Origin of the sequence: Eggerthella sinensis (assembly GCF_003339815.1) — a bacterium.
GTDB classification, from domain to species: domain Bacteria; phylum Actinomycetota; class Coriobacteriia; order Coriobacteriales; family Eggerthellaceae; genus Eggerthella; species Eggerthella sinensis.
In genome coordinates this window covers 1-18571 of the sequence record NZ_PPTT01000013.1, presented here as the reverse complement: position 1 = coordinate 18571, position 18571 = coordinate 1, and the positions used below count along the sequence as shown (strand labels likewise).

Here is an 18571-nt window from a genome sequence, read left to right as displayed (position 1 = left end):
GGGATCGCGGGCGCCTCGGGGTGCGGCATGGCGCTAGCGCGCGGGAGCGATGTCCAGCTCGACGCGCGCCGGCTGGGGCGTGGCGCGCCCGTCGGGGCGCACGGCGCGCACGAGCAGCTCGTAGCGACCCTCCATCGGCGGCGTGAACGAGAACGACCAGTTCACGTTGCAATCGGGGTCCATGCCCGGCGTCTCGTACGACGTCCAAGTAGCCCCGCCGTCGCACGAGAACTGCACGGCATCGACGGGCACGCCGAAGTCCTGCGCGTAGCCTTCCACGCACACCGGCTTCCCCGCCGTGCCGAGCACGGTCCCAATCATGCCGCGCCCTTCGTCACGCCCACGTTCGGCACGTTCGCGTCAGGGCTCGCCCCCGGTGCGGCCGGCGGCTCGGCTTCCTTCGTGATGGAGATTGCCACCACATCGCGCGCATAGGCACGCGCGGCGGTCGAACCGAGCCAAAGCTGATTCGCGCACCCGATGGCCTGTGCCGCATCCTCGCCGTTCACCGTGGTCACCACGAGGCAGTAGCGCTGCGTCACGTACTTCAGCGGCAGCGCCACCTCGTAGCCGTCCGCCGACGTGAACGTGATGGTGTTCGCGCCCTCGAGCGGATCGGCCTCGTTGATGAGGGCCGCCAGCTGAAAGCCTCCCACCTCGGCGTTCGCGCTGGCCCGGCCGTCGGCCGGGTTACCCGAGCACGTGCAACCCATCACCTTCTGCACCGGGGCCTTCTTGACGAAGTCGTCAACCGACGCGGTGAACGCGTGGCTCACGTCGCCCGTCACGCGGATGAATCGAATGCTCGGGACGCGTTCGCTCGACGCGCCCTCATCCGATGCGCCCTCGTCCGACACGCCCTCGGCCCCTTGCGCGCCGCAGAGGTACTTCGACCCCTGGTAGAGCGCCTGCGAGAGCGTTGCGTTGTCAGCGGACACACCTTGATTCCAAGCGAAGGTTCCCTGCACGTTCTCAATGCTGACGCGCATCTGCTCGGACACCGCCGCACCCAGGTCTTCCCCGGCTTGCACCGCGCACGCCGCGCCGCCGCCGTCGAGCGCCGACCGCTCGCTTGCGAGCGCAAGCTGCGCGGCAGGCGCCGCCGAAACCACCAGGGCACCGCCCGCCACCAAACCCGCGAGCTTCTTTCCCGTGTTCATCATGAGTGCACCTCCCCTTGCTTCGCCTGAGCGTTGAACATGACTTCGATGGGCTCCTGCGTAACCGCGCCCTCCGTCGTGACGGAGCGGATGGACAGCACGTAGGCCGAATCGGTGTCGGGCGTGTACGTGAAATTCCAGATGACCCAGTTGTCCTTGTTCACGTTCGGCGTATCGAACCGCGTCCAGGTGACGCCGCCGTCCATGGAGAACTCCACACCGGCGATCTGCTCGTCCCACGCCGTGGCGTACCCGCTGAACGTGTACGGCTTGTTCGTCTCGATGATCTGGCCTTCCTGGAAATCGAACAGCGAGACGTTCGGCTTGTTCTGGTACCCGTTGTAGTCGGTGAAGGGCCAGCCTTCGGTGGTGTAGTACGCGGTGCCGTCGGTTTCCTTCGGCCACCCGTTCCACTCGTGCAGATCGGCCGCCTCCTCGGTGGTGTTCACCACGATGTCGGAAATTTGCTTCACGCTTGCCGGCGCCCCCGAATGCGGGACGATGAGCTGCACCGGATAACCCTGCTTCCACGGCAGCGGCTCCCCGTCGATTTCATAGCAGATATAGGCTTCGGTGAAGTTGTCCATCATGAGCGATTCGGTGAAACCGTCAGGTGCGATGAAGGTGAACGCGCCCGCGTCGGCGCTCAGACCCGCCTCGTTCAGCAGGTCGCTCAGCGGGATGCCCGTGTACACCGCATTTCCGATGAGCGGGCCGCCCGTGGGATTGAGCGTGCAGTGGAAGGTGAGCGGCTTCGTCTCGCTCGCGTACTTCGCGATGAGCTCGGGCAGGGTGTAGGTGACCTCACGATCCACCGCGCCGCTTACCGTGATGGTCCAATCGTCGAACATGCCCTGGTCAAGCGGCACGTTGTTCTGCGTGTTCTCGGTGCGCAGGTAGTCCAGGTCGAAGTAGTCCCAGCCGAAGTCGAACAGCTCGTCCACCGGCGTGGTCTTGTCCTGGTTGTACGAGAAGTCGCCCGTCACCTCGGCCACCGGCGTGATGCCGCGCAGCTGCGTGTGCTTCGCCTCGTCCCACAGCTCCATGCCCTCGCCGCTGCCGGTGCCCACGTGGCAGTTCCAGCACTCGGCCTTGTCGGTAGTGTCGTGGATGCCGTGGATGAGCGTGCCGAACGAGTTCTGATTCGTCTGGTAACCGTACCCGAACGTGTGGCAGTCTTTGCACATTTGCACGGTGGTTTGAATGCCGTAGGAATTCCGCAGGTCAACGTGCGGATAGTCCATGTCGGCCAGCGTTTGCGCCAAGTCGTCGTGGCAGGAGTTGCATCCCTTCTCGTCGGCCTTGACGTAATAGGTGTTGTACGGCACGGTGTCGGTGGGCAGGTGGTACGTGTACGACGTGTCGAGGGCTGTCGTCACCGCGCCCTCGGTGGGCGTGCGCTGAATGCGCGTGCCGTCGTCCTGCTCGATGACCTCGGGCAGGTACTGCTCAACCACCGCAGGGTCCGGCGTCGTTTCTTCCGCCGGCTGCGTGCATCCCGCGCACAGCGCGACGAGCGCCGCGCAGGTTGCCACGGTGGCCGCCATGCCGATATTCTTTGCTCGCATTGCCTCTCCTCCTGTTCGATTCATCATCCCGATGTTGTTCGCTTACCACAGCTGCGCAAGCGTGTCCGCCACCAGATCGGCGTGCACCCCCGCCAGCAGCACGAGGAAGCGAAGCGTGCAGCCGCCAATCAGCGCGCCCGCCGCCCCCGCAACCATGACCGCACGCAGGCCCGCGCCCGAAGCGCCTGTTGCGTCCGTCGCGCCCGCCGTGCCGCCCTTGGCTTTCCGGCCCACCACGAGGCAGCACAGCGATGCCGCGAGCGGCAGCACCAGCCCGCAGCCCACGAGCAGCCCCCAGAAGTACGGCGCCAGCGGTCCCGCTACCAGCAGCTGCATGGATGCGGCGGCCGTTGCAGCCGTCGAGCCCAGCGAAGTTGCGTCAACCACGTTGCCCGACAGCATGACCTGCGCGAACAGCGCCAGCACCACGCCTTCCAGCAGCACGAGCGCCACGACGGCCTTCTCGAGGAAGCGCTGCGCCGCGCGGCCGAGCCGCTCGCGCTTGACCAGCACCACCGCCAGCACCTCAACCAGCGCCACGCCGGTGTCGCAGGCCGACACCGTGAACAGGCACGGCAGCAGCAACGTGTTCCATAGGGGCACACCCGGCACGGCCATGAGCAGCATGCCCGTATACACGGCCACGCACGCCGCCAGCACCATGCCCGCCGACACGCACGCCGTGACGACGGCATGCTCGCGCTCGGCGAACGCGGGCCATGCCCTCACGATGAGCGCCTCCGTCTTTCGCGTCACCACCAGGGCGGATGCGGCGAAGAACACGAGCGCCAACAACGCCGCCCAGGCGCCGAACGCCATCCACGAGGTATGGTTGCTGAAGCTCTGCCAGAGCAGCAGGCCGCGCAGGGGATTCGTCAGCTCGGACAGCAACAGCAGCAAGCCAACGCCGAGGCAGGCGATAGCCGCCCACATCGATGCGCCGGCGATGGTGCGGTGCCGCTCGCGGTCCATGAACACCAGGATGCCCGCGGCCAGAAACGCGCCGGCGCCCACACCGCCCAGGAACAGGTACAACGCCGGTTGCCATCCCCACATCAGTTGCAGTTCTTCCATACGATCGCCCCCTACACCAGCAGATAGGAAGGCCCGGTGGTGCCGTTGATGCGCCGCGCCTTTCCCTTGGTCGAAGCCATGAGCTCTTCAAGCGTGCCGTACTGCAGCGCCCCCACCTTGCAGGCTTTCACGCAGTGCGGCTCATCACCCAGGGCAACGCCGTTGCCCACGCAGCAATCGCACTTGTCCATGCCGGACGCGGTGTAGTGCGGCACGCCGTACGGGCACGCTTGAAAGCAGTACTTGCAGCCGATGCAGCGATCCTTGTCCACCGCGACCACGCCGCCGTCGCCCTTCTTGATGGCGCCTGCCGGACATACCGACACGCACGCCGGAACCGCGCAGTGCATGCACGACGTGGACACGAACACCTCTCTGCCCGCAGGCGTGATGTACGACGCCACGGTACGGCGCGCCTCGGCGCCGTCGGGCGTGCGGCTCCACAATCGACACGCCTTCACGCACTCGCCGCAGTCCACGCAGTTCTTCACCTTGAGCAGAAATCCGAACTGCGCCTTCTTGACGGCTTCGTCCGCAGCGGGTTGTTCCGCCGGCTCTTCAGCCGCCTGCGCGGGCGCGCGCGGCGCATCGAGACACCCAAGCGTCAACGCCGACGCGCCCACCGCCAGCGCCCCGCCAACCACCGAGCGCCGCGTTACGAGCTTCTCTTTCCCCATAGTCTCTCCCGTCTCTCGTGCGTCGGAAACCCCAGAGGCCGTGCGGAAGACGGGCGCTCGCAACGCTCCCCCGATCGCCGTCCCCCAGCCGCCCACGCGGCTCCGACTGCCCTCGCCCCGGACGATACCCCGTGCCCCAAGGGCACAGTCAAGCAAAGAAAAACGCCCCTGTGGGGGCGTTGAGGAGGAGAACCTAAGGCGCAACCGAAAGCTGCGCTTTTTACAGTCGGTCGTCGTTTTCTAGGTAGTGCCAGACGGCTTTGCCGAGGACGCGCACATTGGGAGCGTCGGGGTCGTTGGCGTCGATGGAGCGATCACGGTGCGAAGGGTTGTTGCTCTCGGGATGCAGCACGATGGTGTCGCCCGCGAAGAAAATGCGCTTCATGGTGGCATCGTCCCCGTTCACCGTCACAGCGACGATGTCACCGCTGCGCACTTCGGCATCCTTGTCGAAGTACACGAGCGAGCCGTCGGGCATGATCTTGTCCATGGAGTCTCCCGACACGGTGAGGAAAAAGCCGTTGGGATGATCGCGCGCGATGGGCGGAATCACGTAGGCCTCCTCTTCGACCGGCAGCATCTCAAGCGCGTCGCCTGCGGAAATGCGTCCATACACAGGGGCGGTCATCGATGTGACGGCATAGCGCACCGTTCCGGTGATAGGAGCCGGCGCTTCGCCATCGAGAATCTCGCTCTTGCTGATGCCGAAATGATCGGCGATGCGCTCCACCACGCCGAAACGAGGGACGGCCCGGCCGTTCTCCCACTGCGAGACCGCCATCGACGACACGCCGGCGATCTTGCCGAACTCCTCTTGCGTCAGACCGTGCAGCGCACGCAAGCGCTTGACGCCTTCCCCAACTCCCATACGTCCTCAATCCTCGAAATCTAACGGTATTTCTATAGTCTACTATAATTTATCTTTACAGTATATATAGTTCTAATTATAGTAATAAACCAGATTGAACAGATCATCGATTATTATATTACCGCAGTTCAACCGCATATTTTCAGTATCATACCTGGTCAAAGCCCTCAAGAAAAGAGCCCTATTGCAGAAATTCCCGTGACACTATCTATAATTTAACTATAGATTGAATAGAGCGAGACGCACACCTACCTCATTCGCACGCGACGTCGTCGGCTCACACCCTTCGCACCCGAAAGGAAGCATCGTGGACAACACCGCCCGTCTCTCTGCGAACAGGAACAGCACCGCATCCCAACCTTGGGGCGAAGCCGAGCGCATCTTCCTGAAGAACGCCGCCGGCAAGCTCACCCCCAAAGAGCTGGGCCGAGCGCTCGACCGCGACAACGACTCCATCGAGCGCATCGCGCGCGAATCCCACCTCTCACTCGACGTGCGGACGGTTCGCCTCGTTTGGTGCGACAAATGCGCCACATGGAGGACGAGCATCGACAAACGCACCGGATGGTGCCGCGTATGCACCATGCGCGAGCAACTGACCCGACGCGAGGAAGCCTGCGCCGACGCCCTCGCAAGCATGCCGCCGCGCCAGCGCGCCATCTACGAGAAAACCGAGGCGGAGCGGGCAACGCGCCGTCTGCCGCCGCATCCTTCCATGCGCTATCTTTCGCCCGCCTCCCCCGCAGAACGTTGCGAGGAGGAAGCGGCGTACCTCGAGGCCATGGAAACGTGGGAATGCCGCGTCCTCAAGCTGCGCTACGACGCCGCCAAAACGAGGCTGCGCCGCATGCGCGAGAAAACCGGCACCAATCCGCGCAAGAAACCGTCGGAAAAATGATGAGCTCTTCCCCTGTTTCCCGGTGACACCTTCGACATCCTGTACCCGTTGCGAGCGACGAATTGAAGAAAACACGCGACTCGCATCTGGAAAGCCACAACAAGCAAGCTAAGAAGGGAGGTGAAAGCAATGACGAACCCCCGTGTGGAGCATGAAGACGTAGCCGCCCGCGTGTTCGCGACGCTCGAGACGCTGGTTGCAGGCTTTTCCGAGATCAAGGGTTGCGAATACGAGCACGCACCGACGGAAGCACCGTCCCTGCCTTGCGTCACCATGCAAACGCTGGGAGGAGATCCCATCGAGAAGCGCTATCTCGACGGCAGCCGCATCGCGGCGTATCGATTCTCCTTGCAGCTGCGGCAGCAGACGGAAGACGACCAGGGGCGACTCGACGCGCGCTCCCTGCTCGAACGACTCGCATCGGAAGTCGAGCGCGCCGCCATCGATCTGGGAGCCGGCCGCGCATCCTGGGGAGTCTCGTCGGACACCCTGCCCAGTCGCATCGAATCGACCGAGGGCTATGCCGACTGGCGAACAGAACTCACCCTGAAGTACCGAACAAACCTATGAGAGGAACACCACATGAGCGAGAACACCGTACCTGTTTGGGGCAACGAACTTGAGTACTACATCAACACCGGCAAGGATGCCGAACCGGTGTGGACGAAGGCCACCGAGCTGTTGACGTGGGAGCCGAGCGCCGACCCCAAGACCTACGAGCCCGCATGGCTCGATCGCAAGGTCTCCCCCACGTTCGTGCAGGGTCGCGCCTGCTCCATCAACTGGACCAAGGACACGGTCAAGGGCGGCGCCCTCGAAGCGTGGGTCATGGAGCATCGCAACGAGTCGGACCTCGCCTGCGAGGTGTGCCGCGTGTACACGTGGCTCGGCACGGCTGCTGCGCATACCGCCGACATGGCCGCCTTCATGTTCAACCCTGCCGACCCGAGCAACGCCAACGGTGGCCAGCCCGTGGTGACGGGCGGCACGCTGACCATGGCCGATGACGGCTGGACCGAGGGCACGTGGAACCCCACGACCAAGACGTTCACCGCCGGCAACGCCCCTGCCCAGGTGTAACCATCCGCCCGATCACACGATAAAGGAGAAGACATGGGATTCGAATTTTCCAGCCACACCGTCGAGGTGACCATCTGCGACAAGCAGTACACCATCAACATGGGCGACGCTTCGATGCTGGACAAGGTGGAACGCTGGAGCGACAAGCTGCAGCACACCGACTACGCCACCATGAGCGAGGGCCGCATCAACGCCCTGGCCGCCGACGTGCACAACTACCTGATTGCCCTGCTGGGCAAGGAGCAGTTCGAGGACGTGTTCGCGCACCGAGCCTTCGACTTCATCGACGGCTTGGAACTCTTCGCCTTCCTGTATTCCGAAATTGCGAAGAGTCGCGTCGACACCTCGTTCAAGAAGACGCTCAGCACGTACCTGCCCGACCTCGACTGGCAGAACGCCGACGCAGACGCGTAAGGCCATGAATCCCAACATTCTCCTGGAGCAGGCACCGTCTTCCGTACTGGTCGACGGGGCCTGCGTCCCCTTGAACCCCTCGCATCGCACGGGCATCCAAGTCATGCGCCTGTCCGACGATCCTACGGTGACCGACGAAGACAAAGCGCGCGCCATGCTGTTCCTATACTTCGGCACCCTCTCCACGCAGACGGGGAAGCTTCAGCTTCCCCACGAGGTCACCGCCCATCCCGAAGCAGCCATCGAGGCCGCTCTCGGGTTCTTCAACCTGTCCGAGCCCCGGCCACCCGCCCCATCGGGCGGCCGGGGCGCCGCGGGCGCGCGCGTATTCGACTGGGATTGGGATGCCGGGCGCGTGCTGGCCGACTTCGAGCGCGAATACGGCATCGACCTTGCCGATCGCACGCTCAACCTGCATTGGTGGCGTTTCTGGTCGTTGTTTCGCAACCTGGGCGAATCGTCCCAAACCATGCAGGCCATCAGCATCCGCGGCGCCGTGCCCGACGAGAAGAAGATGGGACGCGAAGCCGTCGACAATCTCATGAAGCGCAAAACCGCCCTCATGCTGCCCGCCCGCACCGAGGAAGAAGCCCTCCAGCTCACCCACCTCCGCTACCGCTGGGCTTTGGGCGTGTAGCATCGAAGCCCCCTTCAATCGAGTTTCCCCGCGTACGACTCCGTATTAGTAGGTATTATGTTCAAAAGTGCTTTCGAGTAAGGGATGCCGATGATTTCAACGTATGCGGAAAAGAAACTTCAATCTTCGAGCAACGGAGTGGCTTTTGCAGTTGCCGGGGCCATGTTCCTTGTCATCGGGGCATCGGCGTTCGGCTCTTTCGTCTTCGGCGCTTTGGGATGGGGCGAGACAGACTACGGGCTCGACTCAGGCATGGTTGCCTTGATGGCTTTTGTTCTGCCGGGTGTCTATCTTCTCTATCGGTGGCGCAAAACCGCAGCACGGAAAGACCTCTTCAAGTCGTACGTGTACGCCATTGACGAAATCGAGTACCCCCTGATCGACCTCATGGCATTGGTGGGAAGATCGTGGGAGGAAACAGATCGCGACCTGCGCGAGCTGATCGGTATCGGACTGTACCCGGGAGCGTATATAGATCGCAAGCATGCCGTGTTCGTGCGCTCGCAGGAAACGGAAGCGCACATGCTGAAGAGTCTCGGGGATCAAGCTCCAACCGACACGACCGTAGCGGACAGCGCATACGGTCAAACGCAGGCTCCGAAAAGATTCAAGCCCGTTGACCCCGATATACGCGACCTCGTCGTGCAGTGCCCGCAGTGTGGCGAACTGAACTACCGAACAGCCGACCTCGAAACGTGCGAGTTTTGCGGAGCTGCCCTGAAAGGGCTCGTCAATGATCGTTAGTCGCGAATCGCTCTACCGTCTCAACCCTGGGGCAATTCGCAAGGGGCTTGGCCTCGCCTTGCTGTTTTGGAGCGCCATCAACGCAATCGTTGCGGTGTTGGCAGGTTTTGGGATAGTTGTCAGCACCATCGACCCCCGAGACAGACTGTCGAGCTGCGCCCTATGCCTTCTCCTGGGAGTGGCATTTTTTATGTGGGGGAGATTTCAGCAGCGCCGATATCGTCTGGCGCGCGAATACGACGGGCTTATAGGGCGGAACGCAACCGACATCTCGGAAATAGCCGCACGCAAAGACGTCCCATCTTCTGAAGTCATCGAGGATCTCGCCACATTGAACAAAAGCGGATTTCTCACCGAGTGCAGCGTAGATTACGACAGCGGCGTAGTCCGTCGCGGAGAGGAGCAGCGCGCGATCAGCACGACCTCCTAAGCATCCGGTTCCGAAAACACTCCGCCTCTTCACGCCCCGTAGGCGGCAATATCCGTCCACGACGCGCGCCTTGAGCGCGCCCGCTCGCATGGGCATCAATGCACTTCTGCAAGAATATCGTGGTCTTCCCGCCGGCATGTTCCAAGCAAGCTGCGCAGGCAGTCGGTGACACCGCTGGCATCCTACAACCCTCGCAGGCGTCCACAAACGCGCCTGCGCGCCAGGCCCAATCGACCACGAAGGAGGAGTCCATGCAAACAGCCAAGATGAGGAACAGGGGGAAGCCCCATGTCTGAGATCGACGTCACCGTCGAGCCGAAGCTCGACACCAGTCGCTTTGACGAAGCGGTTAAATCTCTGGTTGATGCCACCACCAAGCAGCTCGACCTGCTCAAGTCCGCATTCGCCAAGCTCGCCGACATCGCCGGCGTACCGAAAGATCTCACCGCGCTCACAAGCAGCGTCAGCGACGTGGTCAAGCACGCGCTCGAAGCCCAGGAAACCGTCCAAAACGCCATGAGTCAACTCGCCGGAGCCATCGCCGGCAAGGCCAAGGATATGGCAAGCACGCTTCTTGAATCCTTCGCCGTATTCAAAGACGGCGCCATTCTCGCTTTCCGGTTAACGGGAGAAGAGGCTGCCAAACAGTTCAGCGGCGTTATCGACAAAGCCAAGGGTGTCGTTACGTCGATACAGGAGGTTGCGCTATCGAAAGCAACCCAAGTTGGAGAAGCAATTAGTAAGATTGCATCACCATTCGTCAGCGTGTTCGGAAAAGCGAAGAGCGCTGTCGTTTCCCTGTTCTCCGGAATTGGCGACGCCATCGCAAAGAAGTTCGAACCGATCACGTCAAAGCTCGGCCCGATTTTCTCCACCTTCACGAGCGCCATGGGCACCGCGGCATCTGATGCCGTCGGCGTGATCACCAAGAAGTTTTCGGGGATCTCCGAGAAGATGGGCGGAGCGCTGTCCGCCACGCTGAGCGGCATTGGCTCGGCTGCCGGCGGGATGTCCAAAGGCATCACTGCCGCGACTGCCGGCGTTGCGGGATTGGCTGGAGGCCTGCTTGCGCTTGGCCTTTCCGCACTCAACAGCGGCAAGAGCGTAGGAGACATGGCCAGGGAAACCATCGCCAATTTGACGAACGTCACCGACAATCTCCCCCTTGTTGCACAGCAGATCAGCGATACGCTTCCGCAGTTCGTCGACGAAGTTGTGGCCATGATGCCTGCATTCACCAGTGCGTTCGTCGATGCGTTCGCGCAGATCGTCGACGTGCTCCCCGAGGTGCTTCCAACGCTCATCGCAGGATTTGCCGACATGATCACTTCGCTAGGCGAAGCGTTCGTCGAACTCGCCCCCACGTTGCTCGCCTCCGGCATTCAGCTGTTCACCACCATCGTCGGCGCCCTAACCGAAGTGCTGCCATTGCTCATAGAGCAGCTGCCTACGTTTATCGAAGGCATCTGCGCGGCGCTTATCGAGAACATGCCCGCGCTTCTCGAAGCAGGCTTGCAGTTTTTCCTGGCGTTGGGCGATGCACTCATCGAGGTGCTCCCGCCGTTGCTGGAGAAGCTGCCTGCCTTCATCAGCGGATTCGTTGAGATGCTCGTCACGTTCTTGCCAAACCTGATCGAGGGTGGCGTGCAGCTGTTCACCGCTCTGGTCGAGGCGCTGCCGCTTATCATTCCCGCCCTCGTCGATGCCATACCATCGGTTATCGACGCGGTGTGCGAAGCCCTGCCGGTGCTTATTCCCGTTCTGCTGGCAGCGGCGGTTACGCTGTTCATGGCCATCGCCGATTCAGTGCCCAAGATTCTTGACACCTTGCTGTCGAAAGTGGGCAGTCTTATCCAGAACGGCATCGATCATCTGTCGACATTTTTGAGCTCGATGGGCACGGCAGCTCAAGACCTTTTCCATAAGATCGCCGACGCAGTCCCGAACGTACTCGGCGCTTTGAGGGATGCGCTCGGCAACCTGATCCGCGACGGCATCGACAAGGTGAGCGACTTCGCTCGCGATATGGTGTCAGCCGGCGAGAACCTCGTGAAAGGCATTGCCGAAGGCGTCGGGAACGCCGCCCAAAGCGTGCTCAACGCCATCGGCGGCGTGGTAAACGATGCTATCGGGTGGGCGAAATCGTTGCTGGGGATTGCTTCGCCTTCGAAGGTGTTCAAATCCATCGGCGGATACGTGTCCGAAGGCTTCGCGAACGGCATCGCGTCGAAGGCCAACGAGGCCGTGGCCACAATGAAAGCCCTTGCCGACGACGTGGTAGATGCCGCGAAAACCAACATCCCCGCCATCGAGGTGCCCGTCGGCCTCGACCTGTCGGAGCTGACGCGCAGCGGCGTTGGCAACCTCATGGGCGGGTTCAGCCTGCAGACGGCGCTGTCCCCAGCGGGTGGCGCAAACGCAGCCGTGACGAACAACTACTACACGATTGAGAAGGTGGACCTCTCCGGAGATCTCGTTGCCACCAAGGCGGCAAGCACGCTCTGGAACGGCGTCCGCCGACAAATACGAATGGGGGCGATGTAATGACAACCTGGTCAGGATGGAGCAAACCCTACGGCGACAGCCGTGCGATGAAGGTAGGCGTCGACGCCTGGATCAGCTCTTCGAACGATACGCAAGCATATATCACCGTCAAGGCCATGGCGACATCGGGTTCTGCTGGTTCATGGGAGGCTGCCTACCAGTACGGCGTCGTCACGCAAGACGGTCACGGAGCGGCGGGCAATCGCGGCGCCGACTGGAATGAAGCGGGACGCGGCGTGCTCAACGCAGGCGACACCATTGCCCAAGGGCAGCACACCTACGGCCCTTTCAACCGAACAACCTCAGCTTACTCCGTAGCCTGCTGGGGTAAAGCATGGGGCGAGACTGTCAACGGTTATGGCGCATGGGCTGGCGATGCTGAAGTATTCGTCAACGTCACCATCCCTGCGTTGCCTGTTTACGCGCCCAATCCCGTCACCGGGCTTTCGGCCTCGCGCGCAAGCGACACGCGCATGAACCTCAGTTGGACGAACCACCCCGACACGACGCATCCCTACACGTCCATCCTCGTCGAGCGGCAAATCGACAACGGCTCGTGGGCCCAAATCGCCAGCATCGGCGGAGGCTCCGCTTCGCACGCCGATAGCACCACAACCGCTGGCCACGTATACCGTTACCGCGTACGCTCAAGCAACGCATCCGGCACGAGCGCCTATGCCACGTCGGGATTCACCTACACCACGCCGCCCGCCTGCTCCGCGTGCACCAATACGCGCGTGAGCGACACCAAGAACACCGTGTCGTGGAAGCTGGGTACGTCCGTGTCGGGCCTGTACGCAACTATCAAAGTGGAGCGCAGCATGGACGGCGGTTCGTGGGCGGAAATCGCCAGCGTCTCGGGCTCCGCGACTTCGTACGCCGACACCGGCACGAGCTCCAACCACGCGTACGCCTATCGCGTACGCGCGAACAACGCTGCAGGATACAGTGGCTACGCCGCCTCGAGCACCACGTACAACACCCCAACCGAACCGTCCAACGTCGTGGCGGCGCGCAAGACGGAAACCGTCGTCACGGTGACCATGGACAACCCCGCGCTCACCGCGACGGCGGCCGAAGTACAGCGTTCGTCCGACGCCGCAACGTGGGCAACCATCCGCACCATCACGTCCGCCAACGTGACGTCGTTCGACGACACGCCGGGCGGCGGCACCTTCTACTATCGCGTGCGCAACACGCGCGGTTCGCTCGCCAGCGCGTGGTCGGCAGCATCGAACAAGGTGATCACCATCATTGCTCCCGCCGCGCCGACGCTCAATGAGCCAGCCTCGGGCGTCGTGGTGCCAAAAACGCAACAATCGGTGCACTTCGCGTGGACGCACAATCCCATCGACGGAAGCCCGCAATCGAAGGCCGAAATCGCAACGTCAACCGACGGCGGAGCAACCTGGACCACCTCGGTCGTTTCAGACTCCAAAACCGCCGCCGACCTCGCGAATGGGTGGAGCATTAACGCCACGGTGACCTGGCGCGTTCGCACCAAGGGCGCCCATGCCGATTTCGGCGCATGGTCGAGCACGCGCGCGTTTCGGGTCTGCCAGATGCCAAGCGTTTCCGTCTCCTCCCCCGCCGTTGACGGCCAAGCTCTCACCGACGTGCCCGTCCGCGTGGCCTGGACGTACAACGATCCGTCGGGAACACAGCAGCAAGCCACCGTTACGGTGAAGTCTGCCGATGGCTCCGTGCTGTTCACGAGAACCATCGCGGGAGCAACCGCATCGCTCGACATCGGAACGAAGGACATGCTTCCCAAGAACAATTCGACGTTCACCATCACGGTGGCGGTCGTATCCACGTCATCGCTCGCGTCTTCCGCAACGAGAACGTTCACGACCAACTACCTCGAACCGGCCGTTCCCGAGATCATCATTGAGCAGGACTCCATCAACGGACGCGTGTCGGCCACGTGCTTCTCCGGCGACCGCGATGGCGATAACCTGCCCGACACGGCATCGCTCGGCATATTCCGACGCAACGCCGACGGGAGGCTCGTGCCCATCGTGGACAAAGTGGTGTCGGGTACCGGCGCGGTCGATTGCTACCCGCCGCTCGACCAGCCGCTTTCCTATATCGCCACCGCGTATACCGACAACGGGCTTACGTCTGAAAAAGAAGTGGTTGTCACGGTTCCTTCGCGCGGATTCGTGTTCGTCAATTTCGACGCCGCATCCGGCTATGCCGACGTGGCCAAGATGGCCATGGACGTGGAATGGAACACCGATCGGCAGCCTGACAGCGAGATCATCGACACCGAGGGCAGCGAAGACCCGCTCGTGTTCTACGGCTCAGCCCTGCAAACGTCCACCGAAATCTCCGGCAGCGTCTGGTGGCGAACGGACACGGCACCGGAAGGATGGTCGGACGCACCGTCGATGGCCGCCGCTTTCGAACGACTCGCCAAAGACCGCGGCATCAAGATCGTTCGCTACCCCCATGGCGACGTCGAGCCCGCGCATCTCACGTGCAAGCTTTCCACATCTTCGGCAAACCCGCTGGTCAACGGTGTCGAGCTGAGCGGAAGGAAGGTGAGGGCGCATGGACTGGTCCTCTAGCGGCCGCATCGATTCGTTTCGCTACGTGCGCGTCCATCGGGACGAACAGGGTTGGGAGGAAGTCGAGGAGCTCACCGGAATCACCGGTGGCACCCTCGAGCGAAACGACCTGACCGCCATCAAGGTATCCGGCTCGCTCACATACATCGACGAGCCTCGAATCGGACGCGACCTCTTGCGCGTGTATTCCGACAGCCTCGATCCCCAAACGGGCGAACGCGTAAGCATCGCGCACGGCACATACCTCGTGTCCACGCCCTCGAGCACCTATCGGGGCGCCATCGAGGAGGGTACGGCCGACCTGTACGGCGTGCTCCAACTGCTCGCCGAGGATGCGTTCGAAGCTCCGTTCGCCCTCCCCGCTGGCAAGGATGCACTGCTGGCCGCACGAACCATCGTCGAGGAGGCGGGGCTGAACGTGATCGCCACGCCCGCAAGCGCAAAGCTATCGTCCCCTGCGGTCTTCGACGACGAGAGCGCAAGCAAGCTCGACGTGCTGAATTGGTTGATGAGCTTCGCAGGGTTCGAATCCGCCACCTGCGACGGTTTCGGCAACGTGCTGCTGAGGCCCTACGTCAACCCGGCCGACCGAGCGCCATCCTTCTCGATGCGCGACGATGACTCGTGCGTGTATCGCAGCGGTGTCGTGCGCGAGTGCGATACGTTTTCAGTGCCGAACGTGGTGACCGTGACCTGCAGCAACGCGAGTAAGGAACAACCGCTCACCGCCACGGCCGTCAATGACGATCCGTCAAGCGCGTTCTCAACCGTCACACGCCAACGCCGCATCGTCTATAAGGAGAGCATGAGCGACATCGAAAGCGAAAGCGCCCTGATGCTCAAAGCCGAGGCGCTGCTTGCCGCCAAAACCTCAGTAGCTGAATCGTTCGAGATCACGCATGCGTTCCTCCCCATGAACATGGGCGAGGTGTGCGACTTCGTCTACGACCAAGCCGGAATCCGACGCAACGATCTCGCGGCCACGCGCCAAACGATGTCGTTACGCCCCGGCATGGAATGCACCACCCAATTCCAACGCTGCACAAGGAGGTAGCCGAGGAACCGAAAGGATTTTTGAATGACCTGCTGCGATAAGCATATTGCTCATGTTGAGCACTTCGAGCGGCTGGACAAACGCGTCGGCGACCTCGAGGAGCGCGACTTCGAGAAAACGCAACTCATTGCTCGCATGGACGCAATCCTGTCGCAATTGCAGCGGCTGTACTGGGCCATCGTCACCTCGTGTGCGGCGGCCCTCGTCACAGCCCTGTTCGCCGTTATCACCAGCCGATAGAAAGGAGAACCGCACATGGACACCTTCGAAATTGCCCAATTGATGACCGACAGTACGCACCAACGCTCCCCCAAAATACGATATGGGGTGGTGGCATCCCTCGATGCCGGGATAGCCATCACGGTTCGCCCCGACGGTCAAACTGACACCATCCCCGCCGTTCGTTGCTGCCATCCCGAAGCAGGCGATCGAGTCGCGTTACTGGTAACCGAAACGGAATGGCTCGCGGTTGCAGTCGTAGGCGGCGATCGCTCCTCCGACGACTTCGCGCCCAAAACACATCGTCATGCCGCAAGCGATATCACGAGCGGCACGCTGCCCGTGGCTCGAGGCGGCACCGGCGTCACCACAGCCGCGGCCATCGCTCTGCTCGCCTATCCGGTAGGAGCCGTGTACATCAGCTATGTCTCCACCAGCCCTGCCTCGCTTTTCGGTGGAACCTGGACTGCGATCACCGGCCGTTTCCCCTACTTCAACGCCGGAACCGCAACCGGCGGCTCAAACAGTGTTGTTATCGACTTCAACCATACGCACGCCATGAATCTAGTTTTTAGCTCATCTTACATATACAACTCAGGACTCAAATACACGAACGGGGAGAGCGTTCCTCAGCCCTGCATCGCAACAAACGACTCCGCATGGACGGACATCGGATCTCCAGCAATCGGATCGAAGAAAACACTTGAAAAAAAATCTTGGAACAATATGCCAGCCTACCAGACCCTCTATGCGTGGCGACGCACCGCGTAGCGAACAAAGGATTAACCATGATCACACTCGACGAAAACGACAATCTACTCACCGATCCTGATCTGTCGAAAGGTCAAATCAACAGCGATTGGCGACGCGCATTCCATCGCTACGTGGTAGATGCGGAAGAGAAATCGAATGAAGAAGTGGTGACCGAGCACCCCAACGGCGGCAAAGATGTCGCCATCGTGGTCGATGTGCCCGAGCGAGGCCACTGGGTAACGCACCTGGAATCGAGCAAGCTCGTCGATTTCGGCGGGATCATCCCAGGCGATGCGCCCCGCGACTCCGTGCTCGAAGACCTCGAACCCGCACTGCGATCCCGTGCGCGCAATGCCGAAATTGCTTCCTCACTTCACATGTGTGCCACAAACCGTTCCGCACCAGATACTTTCCAATCCGACGAAGGAGCATCCTTGAGCACGAACGATACCCCAACCTTCACCCAGTGGGCTCGCGCAGCCTGTATCCGCGCTACCAAGACTACAGCGCAGGCGTTGGTGACCCTGATCGGGGCCGACATGGTGAGCATCGTAAGCCTCGATTGGGCGCAGATGCTGGGCGTGGCGGCCACGATGGCAGTGGTGTCGCTGCTCACGAGCATTGCAGGCATCCCCGAGGTCGATGCGGGAGCCAGCATCGCGAAGATTGCGAGGAACAGCTGATGGCCGCCCCGAACGAAGTAGCCGTACGCATCATGAACCATCTCGTCACGCACGACGGCAACAATGGGCATGGCTACAGCCAGGGGTCGAACCGCTGGGGCAACGGCATTCGCGAGACGCTCGTCATCGATGGGGAAGCGTACAGCTTCGCCGGGGGCGACCGCGACTGCTCGTCAGGCGTGATCAGCGCCTACGAGGCCGCAGGCGTTAATTGCGGCGGCGCCACCTACACGGGAAACATGCGTAGCTGCATGTGCAGTACGGGAAACTTCTCCTGGGAACCCATGAGCTACACCGCGCAGCCTGGCGACGTCTACCTCAACGAACGCGATCACACCGCGATGTGCAAGACGACCGTCCCCGACGTGCTCATGCAGTTCAGCATCAATGAGAACGGTGATATCATCGGAGGCCGCGAGGGCGACCAAACCGGCCAGGAATCCAATACTCGGCCGTACTACGACTATCCTTGGAACGGCATCCTACGCTATATCGGCGAAGGCAGCAACGACACCCCGTCCTACGGAACGCAAGACCATAGTATTCCCGACCTGCGCTACCGCGTCTGTTCGCAGGCGCAAGGCTGGCTTCCCGAGATGGTGAACCATTACGACCCGTCGGGATCGGGAGACGACTACGCCGGCGACGGCTCGCCCATCCTCTACCTCGCCATCGACATGCCCGGCTGGTACCAGGCGTGCACGCAGCGAAACGGGTGGCTGCCCGCCGTGCGGGGCTACGATGCGAGCGATCGGGAACATGGCTGCGCAGGCGACGGCTCGCCCGTCACGGCCGTGCGGTGCTACTACGAGACGCAGAATCCCGCGGCCACCGGCTGGCTCGGCATCGAGTACGCCGTGGCCGACGTGGGCTGCGGCTTCCTGCCCGACATGGTCGACCTGCGCGACGCCGGGGGCACGGCCGACGACTTCGCCGGCGACGGCGGCGTCGCGGGCGCCTTCAGGGCGCGGATCGTCGCCCTCTAGCCCCCGAAACGCGAAGGGGCCCGCCCCCTCCCGGGAACGGGCCCCGACATGCGAAAGGGCCCCGGATCGCTCGGATCCGGGGCCCCTCGGCGCTGAAACGCCCTCCGCGAGCGCGACGTCCTGTCCTCCCACGGGCTGGACCCGCAGTACTTTCGGCGATGGCAGGCTTAACTGCCGGGTTCGGAATGGGACCGGGTGATCCCTGCCTC

20 protein-coding genes and 1 rRNA gene are annotated in these 18571 nt (G+C 62.3%); 14 read left to right on the top strand and 7 right to left on the bottom strand.

Annotated elements, in window-relative coordinates; genetic code table 11:
• Positions 1–33 precede the first annotated feature (33 nt).
• The 6 genes from C1876_RS08645 to C1876_RS08620 all read right to left on the bottom strand — a co-directional run bounded on the left by C1876_RS08645 (position 34) and on the right by C1876_RS08620 (position 5347).
• On the bottom strand, positions 34–321 hold the full coding sequence (locus C1876_RS08645) for a molybdopterin-binding protein (RefSeq protein ID WP_114546326.1): 288 nt from the start codon (positions 319–321) through the stop codon (positions 34–36).
• The gene (locus tag C1876_RS08640) at positions 318–1163 is read right to left on the bottom strand and encodes a molybdopterin-dependent oxidoreductase (RefSeq protein WP_114546325.1); all 846 of its coding nucleotides are present in this window, start codon (positions 1161–1163) and stop codon (positions 318–320) included. The genes C1876_RS08645 and C1876_RS08640 overlap by 4 nt, the downstream gene beginning before the upstream one ends.
• Entirely contained in the window at positions 1160–2728 is a 1569-nt protein-coding gene (locus C1876_RS08635) for a molybdopterin-dependent oxidoreductase (protein ID WP_158544655.1), read from the bottom strand. Before C1876_RS08635 ends, C1876_RS08640 begins: the two co-directional genes overlap by 4 nt.
• 42 nt (positions 2729–2770) lie before the next feature.
• Positions 2771–3802, bottom strand: a complete 1032-nt coding sequence (gene nrfD / locus C1876_RS08630; protein WP_114546323.1) for an NrfD/PsrC family molybdoenzyme membrane anchor subunit — start codon at positions 3800–3802, stop codon at positions 2771–2773.
• An 11-nt stretch (positions 3803–3813) separates the two neighbouring features.
• Complete coding sequence (locus tag C1876_RS08625) at positions 3814–4479, bottom strand: 4Fe-4S dicluster domain-containing protein (protein WP_114546322.1); 666 nt, start codon at positions 4477–4479, stop codon at positions 3814–3816.
• Between the two features lie 220 nt (positions 4480–4699).
• Positions 4700–5347 carry a LexA family protein gene (locus tag C1876_RS08620; RefSeq protein ID WP_114546321.1) on the bottom strand — a complete coding sequence of 216 codons (648 nt, stop codon included), beginning with the start codon at positions 5345–5347 and terminating at the stop codon, positions 4700–4702.
• 307 nt (positions 5348–5654) lie between these two features.
• Here C1876_RS08620 and C1876_RS08615 point away from each other — a divergent pair, with 307 nt between their 5' ends.
• The 14 genes from C1876_RS08615 to C1876_RS08550 all read left to right on the top strand — a co-directional run bounded on the left by C1876_RS08615 (position 5655) and on the right by C1876_RS08550 (position 18362).
• On the top strand, positions 5655–6245 hold the full coding sequence (locus C1876_RS08615) for a hypothetical protein (protein WP_114546320.1): 591 nt from the start codon (positions 5655–5657) through the stop codon (positions 6243–6245).
• A gap of 129 nt (positions 6246–6374) precedes the next feature.
• Entirely contained in the window at positions 6375–6815 is a 441-nt protein-coding gene (locus C1876_RS08610; protein WP_114546319.1) for a hypothetical protein, read from the top strand.
• A gap of 12 nt (positions 6816–6827) precedes the next feature.
• Complete coding sequence (locus C1876_RS08605; RefSeq protein WP_114546318.1) at positions 6828–7325, top strand: hypothetical protein; 498 nt, start codon at positions 6828–6830, stop codon at positions 7323–7325.
• Between the two features lie 33 nt (positions 7326–7358).
• Entirely contained in the window at positions 7359–7739 is a 381-nt protein-coding gene (locus C1876_RS08600) for a hypothetical protein (RefSeq protein ID WP_114546317.1), read from the top strand.
• 4 nt (positions 7740–7743) lie between these two features.
• Positions 7744–8376, top strand: coding sequence for a Gp15 family bacteriophage protein (locus tag C1876_RS08595; RefSeq protein ID WP_114546316.1), 633 nt, complete (start codon positions 7744–7746; stop codon positions 8374–8376).
• 90 nt (positions 8377–8466) lie between these two features.
• Positions 8467–9120, top strand: coding sequence for a hypothetical protein (locus C1876_RS08590; protein WP_114546315.1), 654 nt, complete (start codon positions 8467–8469; stop codon positions 9118–9120).
• On the top strand, positions 9110–9550 hold the full coding sequence (locus tag C1876_RS08585) for a hypothetical protein (RefSeq protein ID WP_114546314.1): 441 nt from the start codon (positions 9110–9112) through the stop codon (positions 9548–9550). The genes C1876_RS08590 and C1876_RS08585 overlap by 11 nt, the downstream gene beginning before the upstream one ends.
• A gap of 288 nt (positions 9551–9838) precedes the next feature.
• Entirely contained in the window at positions 9839–12094 is a 2256-nt protein-coding gene (locus C1876_RS08580; protein ID WP_114546313.1) for a phage tail protein, read from the top strand.
• Entirely contained in the window at positions 12094–14667 is a 2574-nt protein-coding gene (locus tag C1876_RS08575; RefSeq protein ID WP_148044502.1) for a fibronectin type III domain-containing protein, read from the top strand. Before C1876_RS08580 ends, C1876_RS08575 begins: the two co-directional genes overlap by 1 nt.
• The gene (locus C1876_RS08570) at positions 14651–15721 is read left to right on the top strand and encodes a hypothetical protein (RefSeq protein WP_114546311.1); all 1071 of its coding nucleotides are present in this window, start codon (positions 14651–14653) and stop codon (positions 15719–15721) included. Before C1876_RS08575 ends, C1876_RS08570 begins: the two co-directional genes overlap by 17 nt.
• A 24-nt stretch (positions 15722–15745) precedes the next feature.
• The gene (locus C1876_RS08565; RefSeq protein WP_114546310.1) at positions 15746–15961 is read left to right on the top strand and encodes a hypothetical protein; all 216 of its coding nucleotides are present in this window, start codon (positions 15746–15748) and stop codon (positions 15959–15961) included.
• A gap of 15 nt (positions 15962–15976) precedes the next feature.
• Positions 15977–16711, top strand: a complete 735-nt coding sequence (locus C1876_RS08560; RefSeq protein WP_114546309.1) for a phage baseplate protein — start codon at positions 15977–15979, stop codon at positions 16709–16711.
• A gap of 17 nt (positions 16712–16728) precedes the next feature.
• Complete coding sequence (locus tag C1876_RS17845; RefSeq protein WP_211309531.1) at positions 16729–17376, top strand: holin; 648 nt, start codon at positions 16729–16731, stop codon at positions 17374–17376.
• Positions 17376–18362 (top strand): endolysin-like domain-containing protein, encoded by a 987-nt coding sequence (locus C1876_RS08550; protein ID WP_114546308.1) that lies wholly within the window; start codon positions 17376–17378, stop codon positions 18360–18362. The genes C1876_RS17845 and C1876_RS08550 overlap by 1 nt, the downstream gene beginning before the upstream one ends.
• A gap of 107 nt (positions 18363–18469) precedes the next feature.
• Here C1876_RS08550 and rrf read toward each other — a convergent pair.
• A 5S ribosomal RNA gene (gene rrf / locus C1876_RS08545) occupies positions 18470–18571 on the bottom strand; the annotation flags it as partial.